The 17,771-nt window shown below is 69.0% G+C and carries 16 protein-coding genes; 6 read left to right on the top strand and 10 right to left on the bottom strand.

What is annotated here, in order from left to right:
- The first annotated feature begins 87 nt into the window (after positions 1 to 87).
- Positions 88 to 1,833: a proline--tRNA ligase gene (locus WDZ95_RS04730; RefSeq protein WP_425776587.1), complete on the top strand. Its 1,746-nt coding sequence runs from the start codon at positions 88 to 90 to the stop codon at positions 1,831 to 1,833.
- Positions 1,830 to 2,456 carry a lytic transglycosylase domain-containing protein gene (locus tag WDZ95_RS04725; protein WP_166230514.1) on the top strand — a complete coding sequence of 209 codons (627 nt, stop codon included), beginning with the start codon at positions 1,830 to 1,832 and terminating at the stop codon, positions 2,454 to 2,456. The genes WDZ95_RS04730 and WDZ95_RS04725 overlap by 4 nt, the downstream gene beginning before the upstream one ends.
- Positions 2,457 to 2,462: 6 nt before the next feature.
- Here WDZ95_RS04725 and WDZ95_RS04720 read toward each other — a convergent pair whose 3' ends face one another.
- The 5 genes from WDZ95_RS04720 to hemA form a co-directional block, all read right to left on the bottom strand.
- The gene (locus WDZ95_RS04720; RefSeq protein WP_425776584.1) at positions 2,463 to 3,473 is read right to left on the bottom strand and encodes an AAA family ATPase; all 1,011 of its coding nucleotides are present in this window, start codon (positions 3,471 to 3,473) and stop codon (positions 2,463 to 2,465) included.
- A 168-nt stretch (positions 3,474 to 3,641) separates the two neighbouring features.
- A complete protein-coding gene (grxD, locus tag WDZ95_RS04715; RefSeq protein ID WP_166230517.1) occupies positions 3,642 to 3,965 on the bottom strand; it encodes a Grx4 family monothiol glutaredoxin in 324 nt (107 codons plus the stop codon).
- 44 nt (positions 3,966 to 4,009) lie between these two features.
- Positions 4,010 to 4,846, bottom strand: coding sequence for a peptide chain release factor N(5)-glutamine methyltransferase (gene prmC, locus WDZ95_RS04710; protein ID WP_425776582.1), 837 nt, complete (start codon positions 4,844 to 4,846; stop codon positions 4,010 to 4,012).
- Complete coding sequence (prfA, locus tag WDZ95_RS04705; protein ID WP_425776580.1) at positions 4,843 to 5,928, bottom strand: peptide chain release factor 1; 1,086 nt, start codon at positions 5,926 to 5,928, stop codon at positions 4,843 to 4,845. The genes prmC and prfA overlap by 4 nt, the downstream gene beginning before the upstream one ends.
- Positions 5,929 to 5,991: 63 nt before the next feature.
- Complete coding sequence (hemA, locus tag WDZ95_RS04700) at positions 5,992 to 7,284, bottom strand: glutamyl-tRNA reductase (protein WP_425776578.1); 1,293 nt, start codon at positions 7,282 to 7,284, stop codon at positions 5,992 to 5,994.
- A gap of 48 nt (positions 7,285 to 7,332) precedes the next feature.
- Here hemA and WDZ95_RS04695 point away from each other — a divergent pair, with 48 nt between their 5' ends.
- Positions 7,333 to 7,593, top strand: a complete 261-nt coding sequence (locus WDZ95_RS04695; protein ID WP_166230525.1) for a hypothetical protein — start codon at positions 7,333 to 7,335, stop codon at positions 7,591 to 7,593.
- 6 nt (positions 7,594 to 7,599) lie between these two features.
- On the opposite strand, the gene ugpQ is transcribed toward WDZ95_RS04695, so the two are convergent.
- From ugpQ to ugpB, 5 genes are all read right to left on the bottom strand, one after another.
- Positions 7,600 to 8,349, bottom strand: coding sequence for a glycerophosphodiester phosphodiesterase (ugpQ, locus tag WDZ95_RS04690; RefSeq protein ID WP_287468014.1), 750 nt, complete (start codon positions 8,347 to 8,349; stop codon positions 7,600 to 7,602).
- A gap of 16 nt (positions 8,350 to 8,365) precedes the next feature.
- Positions 8,366 to 9,376 (bottom strand): sn-glycerol-3-phosphate import ATP-binding protein UgpC, encoded by a 1,011-nt coding sequence (locus WDZ95_RS04685; protein ID WP_425776575.1) that lies wholly within the window; start codon positions 9,374 to 9,376, stop codon positions 8,366 to 8,368.
- Between the two features lie 11 nt (positions 9,377 to 9,387).
- Positions 9,388 to 10,242 carry a sn-glycerol-3-phosphate ABC transporter permease UgpE gene (ugpE, locus tag WDZ95_RS04680; protein ID WP_166230531.1) on the bottom strand — a complete coding sequence of 285 codons (855 nt, stop codon included), beginning with the start codon at positions 10,240 to 10,242 and terminating at the stop codon, positions 9,388 to 9,390.
- Between the two features lies 1 nt (position 10,243).
- On the bottom strand, positions 10,244 to 11,125 hold the full coding sequence (gene ugpA / locus WDZ95_RS04675) for a sn-glycerol-3-phosphate ABC transporter permease UgpA (RefSeq protein ID WP_287468011.1): 882 nt from the start codon (positions 11,123 to 11,125) through the stop codon (positions 10,244 to 10,246).
- A 104-nt stretch (positions 11,126 to 11,229) separates the two neighbouring features.
- Positions 11,230 to 12,549 (bottom strand): sn-glycerol-3-phosphate ABC transporter substrate-binding protein UgpB, encoded by a 1,320-nt coding sequence (gene ugpB / locus WDZ95_RS04670; RefSeq protein WP_425776573.1) that lies wholly within the window; start codon positions 12,547 to 12,549, stop codon positions 11,230 to 11,232.
- 176 nt (positions 12,550 to 12,725) lie between these two features.
- Between ugpB and WDZ95_RS04665 the strand changes: the two genes are divergently transcribed.
- The 3 genes from WDZ95_RS04665 to ubiE are packed head-to-tail and all read left to right on the top strand — an operon-like array spanning position 12,726 to position 17,770.
- Positions 12,726 to 16,595 (top strand): DUF3683 domain-containing protein, encoded by a 3,870-nt coding sequence (locus WDZ95_RS04665; protein WP_425776571.1) that lies wholly within the window; start codon positions 12,726 to 12,728, stop codon positions 16,593 to 16,595.
- Positions 16,596 to 16,612: 17 nt separating this feature from the next.
- Positions 16,613 to 17,029: a gamma-butyrobetaine hydroxylase-like domain-containing protein gene (locus WDZ95_RS04660; protein WP_166230539.1), complete on the top strand. Its 417-nt coding sequence runs from the start codon at positions 16,613 to 16,615 to the stop codon at positions 17,027 to 17,029.
- A 9-nt stretch (positions 17,030 to 17,038) separates the two neighbouring features.
- Entirely contained in the window at positions 17,039 to 17,770 is a 732-nt protein-coding gene (gene ubiE, locus WDZ95_RS04655) for a bifunctional demethylmenaquinone methyltransferase/2-methoxy-6-polyprenyl-1,4-benzoquinol methylase UbiE (protein WP_425776569.1), read from the top strand.
- The last annotated feature ends 1 nt before the right edge of the window (position 17,771 follow it).

The raw sequence follows: 17,771 nt of genomic DNA, 5'->3' as shown, positions 1-17,771 counted from the left end.
CCCGCCTAGGGACATACCCGCAGCGGCCTGGCGCCTCCCCCGCCTGAAACGCAGCAACCGATCGCCCCCGACGGGGCGCACCCGTTCATGAAAGCCAGCCAGTTCCTGATCACCACGCTCAAGGAAGCGCCCGCCGACGCCGAAGTGGCGAGTCACCGCCTGATGACCCGGGCGGGCATGGTCCGCAAACTGGGGGCCGGCATCTACAACTACATGCCGATGGGCCTGCGCGTGATCCGCAAGATCGAGGCGATCGTGCGCGAAGAGATGAACCGCGCCGGCGCGGTGGAAATGACCATGCCCGTGATCCAGCCGGCCGAGTACTGGCAGGAGTCGGGCCGCTTCGAGAAGATGGGCCCCGAGCTGCTGCGCATCAAGGACCGCCACGACCGCGACTTCGTCGTGCAGCCCACCAGCGAGGAAGTGGTGACCGACGTGGCCCGCCAGGAACTGCGCAGCTACAAGCAGCTGCCGCGCAACCTGTACCAGATCCAGACCAAGTTCCGCGATGAGCGCCGGCCGCGTTTCGGCCTCATGCGCGGCCGCGAGTTCATCATGAAGGACGCCTACAGTTTCGACCGCGACGAAGCCGGCGCCAAGGCGAGCTACCAGGTGATGGGCGCGGCCTACCGCCGCATCTTCGACCGCTTCGGTCTGCGCTACCGCGCGGTGGCGGCCGACAGCGGCGCCATCGGCGGCGACCTGAGCGAAGAGTTCCAGGTGATTGCGGCCACGGGCGAAGACGCCATCGTCTATTGCCCCCACAGCGACTACGCGGCCAACATGGAAAAGGCCGAGGCCCTGGCGCCCGCGGGTCCGCGGCCGGCGCCCGCGAACCCGCTCGTGCGCACGCCCACGCCCGGCAAGTCCACCTGCGCCGACGTGGCGGCCCTGCTCGGCGTGCCGCTGGCCACCACGGTCAAGTCGCTGGTCCTGGCCACCGACACGCTCAACGAAGCGGGCGAGGTGGTGAAGTCGCAGGTGTGGCTGTTGCTGCTGCGCGGCGACCACGACATGAACGAGGTCAAGGTGGGCAAGGTGCCGGGGCTCGACCAGGGCTACCGTTTCGCGACCGTGCCCGAGATCGAGGCGCACTTCGGCTGCAAGCCTGGCTACCTGGGCCCGATCGGCCTGAAGCAGCCCGTCAAGCTCGTGGTGGACCGCGAGGTCGCGGTGATGGCCGACTGGATCTGCGGCGGCAACGAGGTCGACGTGCACCTGACCGGCGTGAACTGGGGCCGCGACCTGCCCGAGCCCGACCACGTGGCCGACATCCGCAACGTGGTCGAAGGCGATCCGTCGCCCGACGGCAAGGGCCGGCTCGCGATCGAGCGCGGCATCGAGGTCGGCCACGTGTTCTACCTGGGCACCAAGTACAGCAAGGGCATGAACGCCACCTTCCTCGACGAGGACGGCAAGCCCAAGCACTTCGAGATGGGCTGCTACGGCATCGGCATCACGCGCCTGCCCGCGGCCGCCATCGAACAGAACCACGACGAGCGCGGCATCATCTGGCCCGACGCCATCGCGCCGTTCACGGTCGTGGTGTGCCCGATCGGCATGGACCGCAGCGCGGAAGTCAAGGCCGCGGCGGACAATCTCTACATGCAGCTCCTCAACGACGGTGTGGACGTGATCCTCGACGACCGTGGCGAACGCCCGGGCGCGATGTTCGCCGACTGGGAGCTCATCGGCGTGCCGCACCGCATCACCATCGGTGACCGCGGGCTCAAGGCCGGCGAAGTCGAGTACCAGCACCGCCGCGACAGCGCCCCCACGGCCGTCAAGCTCGCGGACATCGTGGCCCACGTGAAGGGCCGCCTGCAGGCATGAAGCCGGGGCGGTGGTCGCGCCGCGACAGCCTGCTCGGGCTGGCCTCGCTGGGCGCGTCCGCCTGGCTGCCGCCCGCGCACGCGGGCCAGGTGGAAGAACCCCTGGCCGACGCGGTGCGTGGCGCCTTGCGCATGTCCATCGAAGCGGCGGGCCCGCCCAACCACGAGTTGCTGCCGCTGCCCTCGCGCCAGCGTTACGCGCGCTGGGAGCGCGACCTGGCGCCGCGCCTGGCCCGGCAGAAGTCCCACCCGCTCGAGCGCGAGGAGTTCCTGCGCACGGTCTGGTACTACGCGGTGCGCCAGGGCCTGGATCCGACCCTCGTGATGGGCGTGGTGCAGGTGGAAAGTGCCTTTCGCAAGTACGCGGTGTCGTCGGTCGGCGCGCGCGGCTACATGCAGGTGATGCCCTTCTGGGCGCGGTTGATCGGCAACGGCGACGCCGGCGTGCTGTTCGATCTCAACGCCAACATCAGCTTCGGCTGCACCATCCTGCGCCACTACCTCGACCGCGAGCGGGGCGACACCTTTCTTGCGCTGGGCCGCTACAACGGCAGCCGCGGCCGCGCGCCGTACCCGAACTCGGTCTACGTGGCGATGCGCCGCTGGGCGCACCCCGACGCCTGACCTCCCTTACTGCAGGAAGCCGATGCGGGTCTTGCCCGAGCCCTGCCGCGGCAGGTCGTCGGGCTCCACCGCGTCGCGCTCGTCGAGGCGGGCGTTGCCGAAAGCCGTGACGATCGCGCGCCGCATCTCGCGCGGCGGCATGGCCGACAGCGCATCGAGCACGTCGGACGCAGGCTCGGGCGCGAAGCGCTGGCCCCAGTCGTGTTCGGCGCGGATGCTGCGGTAGAGGTTGGCCGCGATCTTGCGCGCCGCCTCCGGCGACGGTGCCTGGATCTCGTACACGTTCATGCGGTTGAGGATGGGCTCGGGGATGGCGCGCTCGTCGTTGGCCGTGGTGACCCAGATCACCTGGCTGGCATCGATCGGCACCTCGGCGAACTCGTCGATGAAGTGCTGTGCGGTGTCGTGTTCGAGCAGGCTGTAGAGCGCGCCCAGCGGGTCGTACTGCGCATCGGCGCTGGCCTTGTCGATCTCGTCCACCACGATCACGGGGTTGGCGTACTGGCCCTCGATCAGGGCCTCGAACACCTTGCCGGGGCGCGCGCCTTTCCATTGCGACGACGAGCCCGACAGCAGCCAGCCCGCGGTCATGCTGCTCATGGGCACCAGGTTCATGCTGGTGCCCAGCAGCTCGGCGATCTGGCGCGCGAAGTGCGTCTTGCCCACGCCGGGCGGGCCCAGCAGCAGCATGGGGGTGACCTCGAGGCTGTCGCGGCTGTCCTGGCTCAGGGCCACGTGGCGCTTCACGTCGTCGAGCGCCTCACCAAAATTGGGCATGAGCTCGTAGAGCGGCGCCATGTCGGGCACGCCCGAGGGCTTCACCGCGAAGCGTTGCGGGCCGCGCTCGAGCATGCGTTGCCAGGTGTTGCGAAGGATCTCGTGCTCGCGTTCGCTGCCGGCCGCCTGCTGCAGCCGCGCGAGCTTGCGCTCCACGTCTTCGGGCTGGAACACGGTGCGCATGTGGGCGATGGGCAGGCCCATCGGAGGGGTGGCCACCAGGCTGCGTGAGCTGCTCATGAATCACTCCTTCAAGCGGTTCGGCGCTTTCATTCAAGCACAGGGCGTGCCTGGGCTCAACGCTGAAAAGGCTGGGGAAATCCCCGCTTGAACGCGATTTCGCGCGCCGTGTGCCGGAAAGCACGAAGCCGCCCGGTGGGCGGCTTCGACGGCGGGGCGAAAGGGGGCTCAGCCCTGCGTACCGAGTACCTGTTGCAGCTCGCCCGACTGGTACATCTCCATCATGATGTCGGAGCCGCCGATGAACTCGCCCTTGACGTAGAGCTGCGGGATCGTGGGCCAGTTGCTGTATTCCTTGATGCCCTGGCGGATGGCGTCGTCTTCGAGCACGTTGACCGTGACCAGGCCCTTGGGGTCCACGCCGCTGGCCTTGAGGATCTGGATCGCGCGGCCCGAGAAGCCACACATGGGAAAGCTTGCGTTGCCCTTCATGAAGAGCACGATGTCGTTGGACTTGACCAGTTGGTCGATGCGGGTCTGGGTGTCGCTCATGGGGGTGTCCTGTGCAATGCCGGCGCCGGGCCGGCGACGCGGGATTATCGCGCTGCCGGCCAGCGGCCGCCGCTGCAGCGCACGATGCCCGCAAGGTCGGTGCGGCCGGCCACGGCCTCGAAGCCGCGTTCGCGCAGCAGGGTCTGCACCGTTTCGCCCTGGTCGTGGCCGTGCTCCAGCAGCAGCCAGCCGCCCGGCGCCAGGGCCTCGGGCGCTTGCGCCACCAGGGTGCGCAGGTCGTCCAGGCCGTCGGGGCCGGCGGTGAGCGCGCCGATCGGCTCGTGGTGCAGCGCGCTCAGGTGCGGGTCGCCCTCGGCGATGTAGGGCGGGTTGCTCACGATCAGCTCGAAGCGCTCGCCCGGCACCGCGCCCAGCCAGGCGCCCTGGCGCCAGGCCACGGTCAGGCCCAGGCGCTCGGCGTTGGCGCGCGCCACCGCCAGCGCATCGGCGCTCGCGTCGGTGGCGGTCACGCGCCAGGTGGGGCTGTGGTGCTGCAGGGCGAGCGCAATCGCGCCGCTGCCGGTGCCGAGGTCGAGCACGCGCGCATCGGGAGGGGCTCCGGTCGACAGCACATCGATGGCCCATTGCACCAGGGTTTCGGTGTCGGGGCGGGGAGCCAGCACCCGGCGGTCGACGCGCAGGTTCAGGCCGAAAAAGGCCTGCTCGCCGCGCAGGTAGGCCATGGGTTCGCCGGCGCGGTGGCGCTCGAGCAGCGCGGACAGCCGCGCCTCGGCCTCGGTGTTCAGCGTCTGGTCGTCGTGCGCGAGCAGCCAGGCGCGGTCGTGCGGGTCGCGACCGAGGGCGAGCAGGAGCAGCTGCTGGGCTTCGAGCCGGGGCAGACCGTCGGTGGTCAGGCGGGCGAGACGGGACGCGAGCGTCATGCCTGGCCTTGTTCGAGCTCGGCCAGCAGCTCGGCGCCGCGCGCCACCTGCAGCGCGTGGATCACCTCGTCGATCTCGCCCTCCATCACGCTGAGCAACTGGTAGAGCGTGAGGTTGATGCGGTGGTCGGTGAGCCGGCCCTGCGGGAAGTTGTAGGTGCGGATGCGGTCGCTGCGGTCGCCGCTGCCGATCAGGCCCTTGCGCGTGGCCGCTTCTTTGGCGGCGCGCGCCGCGCGGTCTTTCTCGCGCAGCCGCGCGGCCAGCACCTGCAGGGCCTTGGCCTTGTTGCTGTGCTGGCTGCGGCCGTCCTGGCATTCGGCGGTGATTCCGGTGGGCAGGTGCGTCACGCGCACCGCCGAATCGGTCTTGTTGATGTGCTGGCCCCCCGCACCGCTGGCGCGGAAGGTGTCGATGCGCAGCTCGGCAGGGTTGAGCTCGATGGCCTGGGCCTCGTCGGGCTCGGGCATCACGGCCACGGTGGCGGCGCTGGTGTGGATGCGGCCCTGGGCTTCGGTGGCGGGCACGCGCTGCACCCGGTGGCCGCCCGATTCGAAGCGCAGCCGGCCATATGCCCCGTCGCCCTCGATGCGCAGCACCACCTCCTTGTAGCCGCCCAGCTCGCTGGGCGACTCGCTCATCACTTCCACGCGCCAGCCCTGGCGCTCGGCGTAGCGCGTGTACAGGCGCGCGAGGTCGCCCGCGAACAGCGCCGATTCGTCGCCGCCCGTGCCCGCGCGGATTTCGACAAAGGCGTTGCGCGCGTCGTCGGGGTCGCGCGGCAGCAGCAGGGTCTGCAGCTCGGTGTCGAGCGCGGCGATGTCGGCCTCGCAGGCGGCGATCTCTTCGCGCGCCATGTCGGCCATGTCGGGGTCGCGCAGCAGCTCGTGGGCGGTCTGCAGGTCGGCCTCGCGCTGCAGGAAGCGGTCGAACACCGCCACCACCTGGCTCGCCTCGGCGTGCTCCTTGCTGAGCGCGCGAAAGCGCGCCATGTCGTCAACCACGTCGGGCGCGCAGAGCAGGGCGTCGAGCTCGTGCAGCCGCGCGCGCTGGCGCAGCAGGGAGTCGCGGACGAAGGGTTTCATGGGGGCGGGCGGACTCGGCCATGCACAGCGCCGGGCGCAGGGCCCGGCCGCCGGCAGGCGGTGCTAGGCGCGCGGCTCGCGCGGGGGCGCGCCTTCGCGCAGGAACAGGCGCGAGACGGTCTCGGCCGTGGCGGCGCGTGCGGCCGCGTCGCCACTGTGCAACTCGGCCAGGGTGCCGTGCAGCATCTTCTGCGTGAGGCCCTTGGACAGGGCCTCGAGCACGGCCTCCACGGGTTCGCCGCGCGCGAGCAGGCGCTTGGCGCGCGCGAGCTCGTGGGCGCGCCAGGCGTCGGCCTGGGCGTTGATCTGCTGGATCAGCGGGATCACGCCGTTGTTGGGGTCGCGCCGCTCCATCCAGTGCATGAAGCTGAGCACGCCGGCGTCGATGATGGCCTCGGCCTGCGCCACCGCGGCCTGGCGGTGCTCTTTGCCGGTCTGCACCACGTGGGCGAGGTCGTCGACGGTGTAGAGGTAGATGTCGTCCAGGCCCTTGACCTCGGCCTCGATGTCGCGCGGCACGGCCAGGTCGACCATGAACATGGGCCGGTGCTTGCGCTTCTTGAGCGCGCGCTCCACGGCACCCAGGCCGATGATGGGCAGGGTGCTCGCGGTGCAGCTCACCACGGCGTCGAATTCGTGCAGGCGGTCGGGCACGTCGGCCAGGCGCATCACCTGGGCGCCGAAGCGGCCAGCGAGCTTCTCGCCGCGCTCCATGGTGCGGTTGGCGATCGCCATGGCCTTGGGCGTGCGGGCCGCGAAGTGCGTGGCCGCGAGCTCGATCATCTCGCCCGCGCCCACGAACAGCACGCGGATCTCGCGCAGGTCTTCGAACAGCTGCGAGGCCAGGCGCACGGCCGCGGCGGTCATGCTGATGGAATGGGCGCCGATCTCGGTGGAACTGCGCACCTGCTTGGCCACCGCGAACGAGCGCTGGAACAGCTGGTGCAGCGTGGTGCCGAGCGCGCCGGCTTCGTCGGCCACGCGCACCGCGTCTTTCATCTGGCCCAGGATCTGGGCCTCGCCCAGCACCATGCTGTCGAGGCCGCTGGCCACGCGGAACGCATGGCGCGCGGCGTGCCCGTCGCGCAGCACGTAGGCGTGCTCGCGCAGCACCTGCGGGCTCACGCCGCCGGTCTGGGCGAGCCAGTCGAGCGTGGGGTCGAGGGCGGTGGGATCACCCGCCCCGTACAGCTCGGTGCGGTTGCAGGTGGACAGCAGCGTGGCCTCGGGCTGGCGCGGCAGGCGGCTGCGCAACTGGTGCAGCGTGGGCTGGATCTGGTCGAGCGCGAACGCGAAACGGCCCCGCAGATCGAGCGGGGCCGTCTGGTGGTTGATGCCGAGCGTCCAGACAGACATGACCGGATTATAAAATTTAGCGCTTATGGACGCTGCTTTTCCTTCGGCATGACGTTTGGACTGTTGCTGGGGCACGTCCTGGCCTTCGTGGCACCGGCCTTCGGGCTGGCCCTGGTGCTGTGGCTGGGCCTGCGGGTGCGGCGCGCCCAGCGCTTCGGGCCGGCCACGCAATTCGCGGTGCTGCTGGCCGCTGGCGTGCTGGTGCTGGTGGCCGGCCTGGTGCTGTTCGACCGCGACGGCCGCATGGCCGTGTACGCCGCGCTGGTCGGGGTGCAGGGCACGCTGGCCTGGTGGTTGCGGGGGCGCTGAGCCGGCTCAGCTCACCGGTGCGAACAGGTCCACCCGGTCGGTGATGATGCCGTCCAGCCCGAGGTCGATCAGGCGCTCGGCCGCCCACTCGTCGTTCACCGTGTAGGCCAGCATGCGCCAGCCCTCGTCGCGCGCGATGCGCACCAGGGCCCGGTCCCAGAGCGCGTGGTTGCACACCAGGGCGCGCACGCCGAGCTCGCGCGCCACGTCGAGCCAGCCGTCCCACAGCGTGTCGAGCAGCAGGCCGCGCGGCAGGTCGGGCGCGGCCTGGCGCGCGCCCAGCAGCGACTCGGGTCGGAACGAGGTCAGCAGCGGCGGCCGGTCGGGCTGGCGCACCCACAGGCGCTGTGCCTCGGCCGCCACCACGCGGCCGGTTTCGAGTTCCTGACCCGGCGTGGGCTTGATCTCGATGTTGAGCCAGTGCCGGTGCGCCTGGCAGTGGCGCGCGATGGACGCTAGCGTGGCCGGCGGCTCGCCCGCGTAGGCGCGCGAATGCCAGCCGCCGGCGTCGAGCCGGCTCAGCTCGGTCCAGGGGCGTTCACCGGCGGTGCCCTGGCCATTGGTGGTGCGCTCGAGCGTGGCGTCGTGCAGCAGGAACACCACGCCGTCGGCGCTGAGCTTGGCGTCGCATTCGTACATGCGGTAGCCGTGCGCTGCGCCGAGGCGGAAGGCCGCGAGCGTGTTCTCGGGCGCGAGCTTGCCCGCGCCGCGGTGCGCGATCCACAGCGGATAGGGCCAGGGGGCGGGAGCGGGCATGGCGCGGGTCCGCGCCTCAGGCCTCGACGCGGCGCTGCGTGGCCGCGTCGAACCAGTGCAGGCGGTCTTCGCGCGGCTTGGCGCGGATGGTGCTGCCCACGGCGGGCGCGCCTTCGTCTTCGTGGGTGCGGATGATCACGGCCTCGTCGCCGAGGCGGCAGTGCACCAGGCGCTCGGCGCCCAGCAGTTCCACGGTCTCCACCTGCAGCGACCAGCCTTCGCTGCCGACGTCGAGGTGCTCGGGCCGGATGCCCAGGATGCGGCCTTCGCGCCCGCCGGGCGCCTGCTTGAGCAGGTTCATGGGCGGCGAGCCGATGAAGCTTGCGACGAAGGTCGTGGCCGGGCGGTTGTAGACGGCTTCGGGCGTGCCGAACTGCTCCATGTGCCCCGCGTTCATCACGATCATGCGCTGCGCCAGCGTCATGGCCTCGACCTGGTCGTGCGTGACGAACAGGCTGGTGATGCCGAGTTCGCGGTGCAGCTTCTGGATCTCGATGCGCGTCTGCGCGCGCAGCTTGGCGTCCAGGTTGGACAGCGGCTCGTCGAACAGGAACACCTGCGGCTGGCGCACGATGGCACGGCCCATGGCCACGCGCTGGCGCTGGCCGCCCGAGAGCTGGCGCGGCTTGCGCTCGAGCAGGTGGCCGAGCTCGAGGATCTTGGCGGCCTTGTCCACGCGCGCCTTGATCTGATCGGGCGGTACCTTGGCGATCTTCAGGCCGTAGGCCATGTTGTCGAACACGCTCATGTGCGGGTAGAGCGCGTAGTTCTGGAACACCATGGCGATGTCGCGCTCGGCCGGTTCGAGCTGGTTCACCACGCGCGGGCCGATGCAGATCTCGCCGCCCGTGACCTCTTCGAGGCCCGCGACCATGCGCAGCAGCGTGCTCTTGCCGCAGCCCGAGGGCCCGACGATCACGATGAATTCGCCGTCGTGGATGTCGGCGCTCACGCCGTGGATCACCTGCAGCGACTGCTTGCCCTGCCGGTACTGCTTGATGACGTTCTTGAATTGCAGCGTTGCCATGTCGGCTCTCTTTATTTCTCGGTATCGACCAGGCCCTTGACGAACCACTTCTGCATGAGGATGACCACGAAGGCCGGCGGCAGCATGGCGAGGATGGCGGTGGCCATCACCACGTTCCATTCCACGTAGACCTCGCCGAAGATGGCGCGCTTGATGCCCAGCACCACCGGGTACATGTCCTCGCTGGTGGTCACGAGCAGCGGCCAGAGGTACTGGTTCCAGCCGTAGATGAACTGGATCACGAACAGCGCCGCGATGCTGGTGCGCGACAGCGGCAGCAGCACGTCCCAGAAGAAGCGCATCGGGCCGGCGCCGTCCATGCGCGCGGCCTCCACGAGCTCGTCGGGCACGGTGAGGAAGAACTGGCGGAACAGGAAGGTGGCCGTGGCCGACGCGATCAGCGGCACGGTCAGGCCCGCGTAGCTGTTGAGCATGCCCAGGTCGGACACCACCGCGTAGGTCGGGCCGATGCGCACCTCCACCGGCAGCATCAGGGTCACGAAGATCATCCAGAACACCAGGCCGCGCGCCGGGAAGCGGAAGTACACGATGGCGAAGGCCGACAGCAGCGAGATCGCGATCTTGCCGACGGCGATCACCATGGCGCTCACGAAGCTCACCCAGAGCATGGGCGCCACGGGCGCGATGGTGGAGCCGCCGCTGGTCTTGCCGCCGAGCAGCGCGAGCTTGTAGGTCTCGAAGAAATGGCTGCCCGGCACCAGCGACAGCGGGTTGCTCGTGGCCACCTGCTCGGCCGTCTGCGTGGAGCCCACGAAGGTGATGTAGACCGGAAAGGCCACCACCAGCACGCCGATCAGCAGGATCAGGTGCGAAAAGAAGGTGAGGACGGGGCGTCGTTCGATCATGTCAGTACTGCACTTTCTTTTCGACGAAGCGGAACTGCAGCACCGTGAGCGCGATGACGATGCCCATGAGGATCACCGATTGCGCGGCCGAGCCGCCCATGTCCAGGGCCTTGAAGCCGTCGTAGTACACCTTGTAGACCAGGATCGCGGTCTCCTTGCCCGGGCCGCCGTGGGTGGTGGCATCGACGATGGCGAAGGTGTCGAAGAAGGCGTAGACGATGTTGATCACCAGCAGGAAGAAGGTGGTGGGCGACAGCAGCGGGAACACGATGGTCCAGAAGCGGCGCCAGGGCGAGGCGCCGTCGATGGTGGCGGCCTCGATCAGCGAGTGCGGGATCGACTGCAGCCCCGCGAGGAAGAACAGGAAGTTGTACGAGATCTGCTTCCACACCGCGGCCATCACGATCAGCGCGAGCGCATGGTCGGGGTTGAGCAGGTGGTTCCAGTCCATGCCCATCCAGCGCAGCGCATAGGCCACCACGCCGTAGGGTGAGGCGAACATGAACAGCCACAGCACGCCCGCCACCACGGGGGCCACGGCGTAGGGCCAGATCAGCAGCGTCTTGTAGACCGAGGCGCCGCGCAGCACGCGGTTGGCCATCACGGCCAGCAGCAGCGCGATCACCAGGCCCACGGCGGCCACGAGGAAGGAGAACACCGCCGTGACCTTGAACGAGGCGATGTAGCTCGGGTCGGCGAACAGGCGCTCGAAGTTGGCCAGGCCCACGAACTCGGTGGACAGGCCGAAGGCGTCTTGCTGCAGCACGCTCTGGTAGAGCGCCTGCGCGGCAGGCCAGAAGAAGAACACCAGTACCACCGCCATCTGCGGGGCCACCAGCAGCCAGGGCAGCCAGGCGGATCGGAATCGGACGCGTTTTTCCATGGCAATCTCGTGGACGTCGAGGGGCGCGACCCTACAACAAAAACCGCCCCGACCGGGTCATGCCGGTTCGGGGCGGGCTGGGCACCCGGGGTGCCCGGGGGACATCACTTGCCCTTGTTGGCGGCTTCGAAGCGGGCCAGCAGCTCGTTGCCGCGCTTGACGGCGTCGTCGAGCGCCTGCTTGGGCGCCTTGCGGCCGGCCCAGACCTGTTCGAGCTCTTCGTCGTTGATGGTGCGGATCTGCACGAAGTTGCCCAGGCGGATGCCGCGCGACTTGTCGGTGGTCTTGCGGATCATCTGCTCCACCGACACGTCGGTGCCCGGGTTCTGCTTGTAGAAGCCCGACTTTTCGGTCAGCTCGTAGGCCGCCTTGGTCACGGGCAGGTAGCCGGTGCGCTGGTGGCTCTTGGCCGCTTCCTCGGCCTTGGAGAGGTGGGCGAAGAACATCGCCACGCCCTTGTACTCGGCCTCCTTCTTGCCCGACATCACCCACAGGCTGGCGCCGCCGATCACGGTGTTCTGGGGCGCGCCGGCCACGTCGGGGTAGTAGGGCAGGGTGCCGATGCCGCCCACGAACTTGGCGTTGCGCTTGACGTTGCCGTACAGCGCCGACGAGCCGGTGATCATGGCGCACTCACCCGAGACGAAGGTGGCGTCGGCGGCGTTGCCGCGGCCCTTGTAGACGAACAGGCCGGTCTTGGCCATGTTGGCCAGGTTCTCGATGTGGCGCACGTGCAGCGGGCTGTTGAAGCTCAGCCGCGTGTTCAGGCCGCGCATGCCGTTGCCCAGGGTGGCGAACTCGGTGTTGTGCCAGGCCGAGAAGCTCTCGAGCTGGGTCCAGCTCACCCAGCTGGTGGTGAAGGGGCACTTGTGACCCGAGGCCTTGAGCTTGCCCGCGGCCAGGGCGACTTCGGGCCAGGTGCGCGGCGGCTTCTCGGGGTCGAGGCCGGCGGCCTTGAAGGCGTCCTTGTTGTAATGGAAGACGGTCGTCGAGCTGTTGAAGGGGAAGCTCAGCATCTGGCCGTTGGGCGCGGTGTAGTAGCCGGCCACGGCGGGCACGTAGGCGTTGGGGTCGAAGGTCACGCCGGCCTTTTTCATCACCTCGCCCACGGGCACGATGGCCTGGCGGCTGGCCATCATGGTGGCCGTGCCCACCTCGAACACCTGCAGGATGTGCGGCGCGTTGCCGGCGCGGAAGGCGGCGATCGCGGCCGTCATGGACTCGTCGTAGCTGCCCTTGAAGGTCGGCACGATCTTGTACTGGGTCTGGGTGGCATTGAAGTCCTTGGCCAGGTCGTTCACCCATTCGCCCAGCGCGCCGCCCATGGAATGCCACCACTGGATTTCGGTCTGTGCGTGGGCGGGGGTGGTGAAGGCGGCGGCCAGTGCGATGGCGCCGGCCAGGGGCAGGTAGCGGTTTTTCATGGAGGCTCCTCGGGTAGGGGTGCTGCGGAAGCCGCAGGCTATCGGTCTTTTGTGACGGATCGATTGCACAGGCGTTGCCCCGCCGTGACAACCGGGGTTTCCACCAGACGGGAAAGGGGATGTTGCGCTGCGATACCATCCCCGCCTCGGTGCCCTGTGACGGTGCCGAGCGCCCCATGAACGCTCCGACTCCGATCCCGCTGCTCGCCACCGCCACGGACGACGCGCCCCGCCTGCGCGAAATTCCCTACAACTACACGTCCTTCTCGGATCGCGAAATCGTGATCCGCCTGCTCGGCGAGCGCGCCTGGTCGCTGCTCGACGGCCTGCGCGGCGAACGCCGCACCGGCCGCTCGGCCCGCATGCTCTACGAAGTGCTGGGCGACATCTGGGTGGTGCAGCGCAACCCCTACCTGCAGGACGACCTGCTGTCGAGCCGCAAGCGCCGGGGCCAGCTGGTGGACGCGCTCCACCACCGCCTGAGCGAGGTGCAGAAACGCCGCACGCCGCAGGACGACCCCTCGCGCGACGCCCTGGTGGGCGAGCTGCTGGTCGCGGCGCGTGCCGCGGTCGAGGCCTTCGCGCGCCAGTTCGACGAAGTCGCCGCACTGCGCCAGCGCGCCAACAAGCTGCTGGGCCGGCTCACCGCGCGCGACAACATCAAGTTCGACGGCCTGTCGCGCGTCTCGCACGTCACCGACGCCACCGACTGGCGCGTCGAGTACCCCTTCGTGGTGCTCACGCCCGACACCGAGGCCGAGATGGCCGGGCTGGTGCAGGGTTGCGTCGAGCTCGGGCTGACCATCATCCCGCGCGGCGGCGGCACCGGCTACACCGGCGGCGCCATCCCGCTGACCTGGAAGAGCGCGGTGATCAACACCGAGAAGCTCGAGGCCATGACCGAAGTGGAGTGGGTCCAGGTGCCCGGCCACGACGAGCCCCTGCCCACGGTCTGGACCGAGGCCGGCGTGGTCACCCAGCGCGTGGCCGACGCGGCCGAGCGCGCGGGCCATGTGTTCGCGGTCGATCCCACCAGCGCCGAGGCCTCGTGCATCGGCGGCAACATCGCCATGAACGCCGGCGGCAAGAAGGCCGTGCTCTGGGGCACGGCGCTCGACAACCTGGTGAGCTGGCGCATGGTCACGCCGCAGGCCGAGTGGCTCGAGGTGACGCGCCTGGACCACAACCGCGGCAAGATCCACGACGCCGAGGTTGCGACCTTCGAGCTTAAGTACTTCGCGCCCGACGGCAAGACCCTGCGCCGCACCGAGACCCTGGCCATCCCGGGCCGCACCTTCCGCAAGGAAGGCCTGGGCAAGGACGTCACCGACAAGTTCCTCTCGGGCCTGCCAGGGATCCAGAAAGAGGGCTGCGACGGCCTGATCACCAGCGCGCGCTGGATCGTGCACCGCATGCCCGAGCACACCCGCACCGTGTGCCTGGAGTTCTTCGGCAACCCGAAAGACGCGGTGCCCAGCATCGTCGAGATCAAGGACTTCATGTTCGCCGAGCAGAAGCGCTCGGGCGTGCTGCTGGCCGGCCTCGAACACCTCGACGACCGCTACCTCAAGGCGGTGGGCTACGCGACCAAGAGCAAGAAGGGCAACGGCGGCCTGCCCAAGATGGTGCTGATCGGCGACATCGTGGGCGACGACCCCGACGCGGTCGCGCGCGCCACCAGCGAGGTGATCCGCATCGCCAACTCGCGCAGCGGCGAAGGCTTCATCGCCATCAGCCCCGAGGCGCGCAAGAAGTTCTGGCTCGACCGCAAGCGCACCGCGGCCATCAGCAAGCACACCAACGCCTTCAAGATCAACGAAGACGTGGTGATCCCGCTGCCGCGCATGGGCGAGTACACCGAGGGCATCGAGCGCATCAACATCGAGCTCTCGCTGCGCAACAAGATCCGCCTGGCCAACGAGCTCGAGGCCTTCTTCCTGCGCGGCAACCTGCCCCTGGGCAAGGGCGACGACGCGAGCGAGATCCCCACCGCCGAGCTGCTCGAAGACCGCGTGCAGCAGGCCCTGGCGCTGGTGCGCGAGGTCCGCGCGCAGTGGCAGGGCTGGCTCACCGACGTCGACCGCCTGTTCCCCGAGCTGCAGGACCACCGGCTGCGCGCGAGCTGGAAGGCCCAGATCCGCGCCCCGCTGCAGCAGATCTTCAGCGGCGCGGCCTTCGGTCCGCTGCTGACCGAGTGCAACGCCATCCACCAGCGCGTGCTCAAGGGCCGGGTCTGGGTGGCCCTGCACATGCACGCGGGCGACGGCAACGTGCACACCAACATCCCGGTCAACAGCGACGACTATGAGATGCTGCAGACCGCGCACGAAGCGGTCGACCGCATCATGGTGCTGGCGCGCGGGCTCGATGGCGTGATCTCGGGCGAGCACGGCATCGGCATCACCAAGCTGCAGTACCTGAGCGACGACGAGCTCGCGCCCTTCGCCGCCTACAAGGCCAAGGTCGACCCCGAGGGCCGCTTCAACAAGGGCAAGCTGCTGCGTGGCCGCCTGGACGGCGCGCGCAGCGCCGACCTGTCGCACGCCTACACGCCCAGCTTCGGCCTCATGGGGCACGAATCGCTCATCATGCAGCAGAGCGACATCGGCGCCATCGCCGATTCGGTCAAGGACTGCCTGCGCTGCGGCAAGTGCAAGCCCGTGTGCGCCACCCACGTGCCGCGCGCCAACCTGCTCTACAGCCCGCGCAACAAGATCCTGGCCACCTCGCTGCTGGTCGAGGCCTTCCTGTACGAAGAGCAGACGCGCCGCGGCGTGAGCATCCAGCACTGGCAGGAGTTCGAGGACGTGGCCGACCACTGCACGGTCTGCCACAAGTGCCTCACGCCCTGCCCGGTGAAGATCGACTTCGGCGACGTCACCATGAACATGCGCAACCTGTTGCGCAAGATGGGCCAGAAGAGCTTCCGCCCGGGCAATGCCGCGGCCATGTTCTTTCTCAACGCCACCCAGCCCGAGACCATCAAGCTCATGCGCTCGGCCATGGTGGGCGTGGGCTTCAAGGCGCAGCGCCTGGCCAACGACCTGCTCAAGCGCGTGGCGCGCAAGCAGACCGCCGCGCCGCCGGCCACGCTGGGCCCCGCGCCCATCAAGGAACAGGTCATCCACTTCATCAACAAGAAGATGCCGGGTGGCCTGCCCAAGAAGACCGCGCGCGCGCTGCTCGACATCGAGGACAAGGACTACGTCCCCATCATCCGCAACCCGCAGGCCACCACGGCCGAGACCGAGGCGGTGTTCTATTTCCCCGGTTGCGGCTCGGAGCGCCTGTTCTCGCAGGTGGGCCTGGCCACGCAGGCCATGCTCTGGCATGCCGGCGTGCAGACCGTGCTGCCGCCCGGCTACCTGTGCTGCGGCTACCCCCAGCGCGGCTCGGGCCAGTTCGACAAGGCCGAGAAGATCATCACCGACAACCGGGTGCTGTTCCACCGCGTGGCCAACACGCTCAACTACCTCGACATCAAGACCGTGGTGGTGAGCTGCGGCACCTGCTACGACCAGCTCCAGGGCTACGAATTCGAGAAGATCTTCCCGGGCTGCCGCATCGTCGACATCCACGAGTACCTGCTTGAAAAGGGCATCCGCCTCGAAGGCAAGGGCGCCTACCTGTACCACGACCCCTGCCACAGCCCCATGAAGCTGCAGGAACCCATGAAGACCGTGAAGGCGCTGGTGGGCGAGCAGGTGCTCAAGAGCGAGCGCTGCTGCGGCGAATCGGGCACGCTGGGCGTGACCCGGCCCGACATCTCGACCCAGGTGCGCTTCCGCAAGGAAGAAGAGCTGCGCAAGGGCGAGGCCGCGCTGCGCAATGGCGGCGCCGTGGCGGCCGACGCCAACGTCAAGATCCTCACCAGCTGCCCGAGCTGCCTGCAGGGCCTGAGCCGCTACCGCGACGACATGCAGAACGGCCTGCTCGAGGCCGACTACATCGTGGTCGAGATGGCGCGCCACATCCTGGGCGAGAACTGGCTCCCCGAGTACGTGGAACGCGCCAACCAGGGCGGCATCGAACGCGTGCTCGTCTGAAGCAAAGGAGACAAATCATGGCCGGCCTCGACCGCAACACCCCCACCCCCCAGGACATCACGGTGCACGGCGCCTCGCGCGTGCTCGAGGTGAGCTTCTCCGACGGCAGGCGCTTTCGCATCCCGTTCGAGCTCATGCGCGTGTACTCGCCCTCGGCCGAGGTGCAGGGCCACGGCCCGGGCCAGGAGGTGCTGCAGACCGGCAAGCGCCACGTGGGCCTGCTCGAGCTGCAGCCCGTGGGCAACTACGCGGTGCAGCCCACCTTCGACGACGGCCATTCCTCGGGCATCTTCTCTTGGGACTACCTGTACTTCCTGGGCGACCAGCAGGAGCAGCTCTGGGCCGACTACGAAGCCCGGCTGCAGGCCGCCGGCGTGGGCCGCGACGACCCCATGCCCGAGAAGGCCGGTGCCGGCTGCGGCCACCACCACTGAGGACCCTCCATGGCCCAGACCCATTTCGGTTTCCAGAACGTCGACGAGCGCGAGAAGGCCAGCCGCGTGCGCGGCGTGTTCGACTCGGTCGCCTCGCGCTACGACGTCATGAACGACCTGATGTCGGCCGGCCTGCACCGCCTCTGGAAGCGCTACACCATCACCGTGGCCGATGCGAAGCCGGGCCAGTACGTGCTCGACATCGCCGGCGGCACGGGCGACCTGGCGCTGGCCTTCGCGCGCGAGGTCGGCCCCACGGGCCGCGTGTTCCACACCGACATCAACGAGGCCATGCTGCGCGAAGGCCGCACCCGGCTGCTCGACGCCGGCGTGGTGCTGCCCACCCTGGTGTGCGACGCCGAGAAACTGCCCTTTGCCGACGAGAGCTTCGACCGCGTGTCGGTGGCATTCGGCCTGCGCAACATGACGCACAAGGAACTTGCGCTGGCCGAAATGCATCGCACGCTGCGGCCGGGCGGCAAATTGCTGGTGCTGGAGTTTTCCCGGGTGGCCAAACCGCTGGAGAAGGCGTACGACTGGTATTCGTTCCAGGTGCTGCCGAAACTGGGCAAGTGGGTCGCCAAGGACGAAGAAAGCTACCGCTATCTCGCGGAATCCATCCGCATGCACCCGGACCAGGAAACCCTGCGGCAGATGATGAAGTCGGCCGGCTTCGGCCACGTCGACGTGCACAACCTCACGGGAGGGGTGGTCGCCTTGCACGTGGGCATCAAGTGTTGAT

The sequence above is a fragment of the Hydrogenophaga sp. T2 genome, from assembly GCF_049843535.1.
Classification (GTDB): domain Bacteria; phylum Pseudomonadota; class Gammaproteobacteria; order Burkholderiales; family Burkholderiaceae_C; genus Hydrogenophaga; species Hydrogenophaga crocea.
Note: the sequence above shows the minus strand (reverse complement) of the source record. Positions and strands in the feature narration are given on the sequence as shown.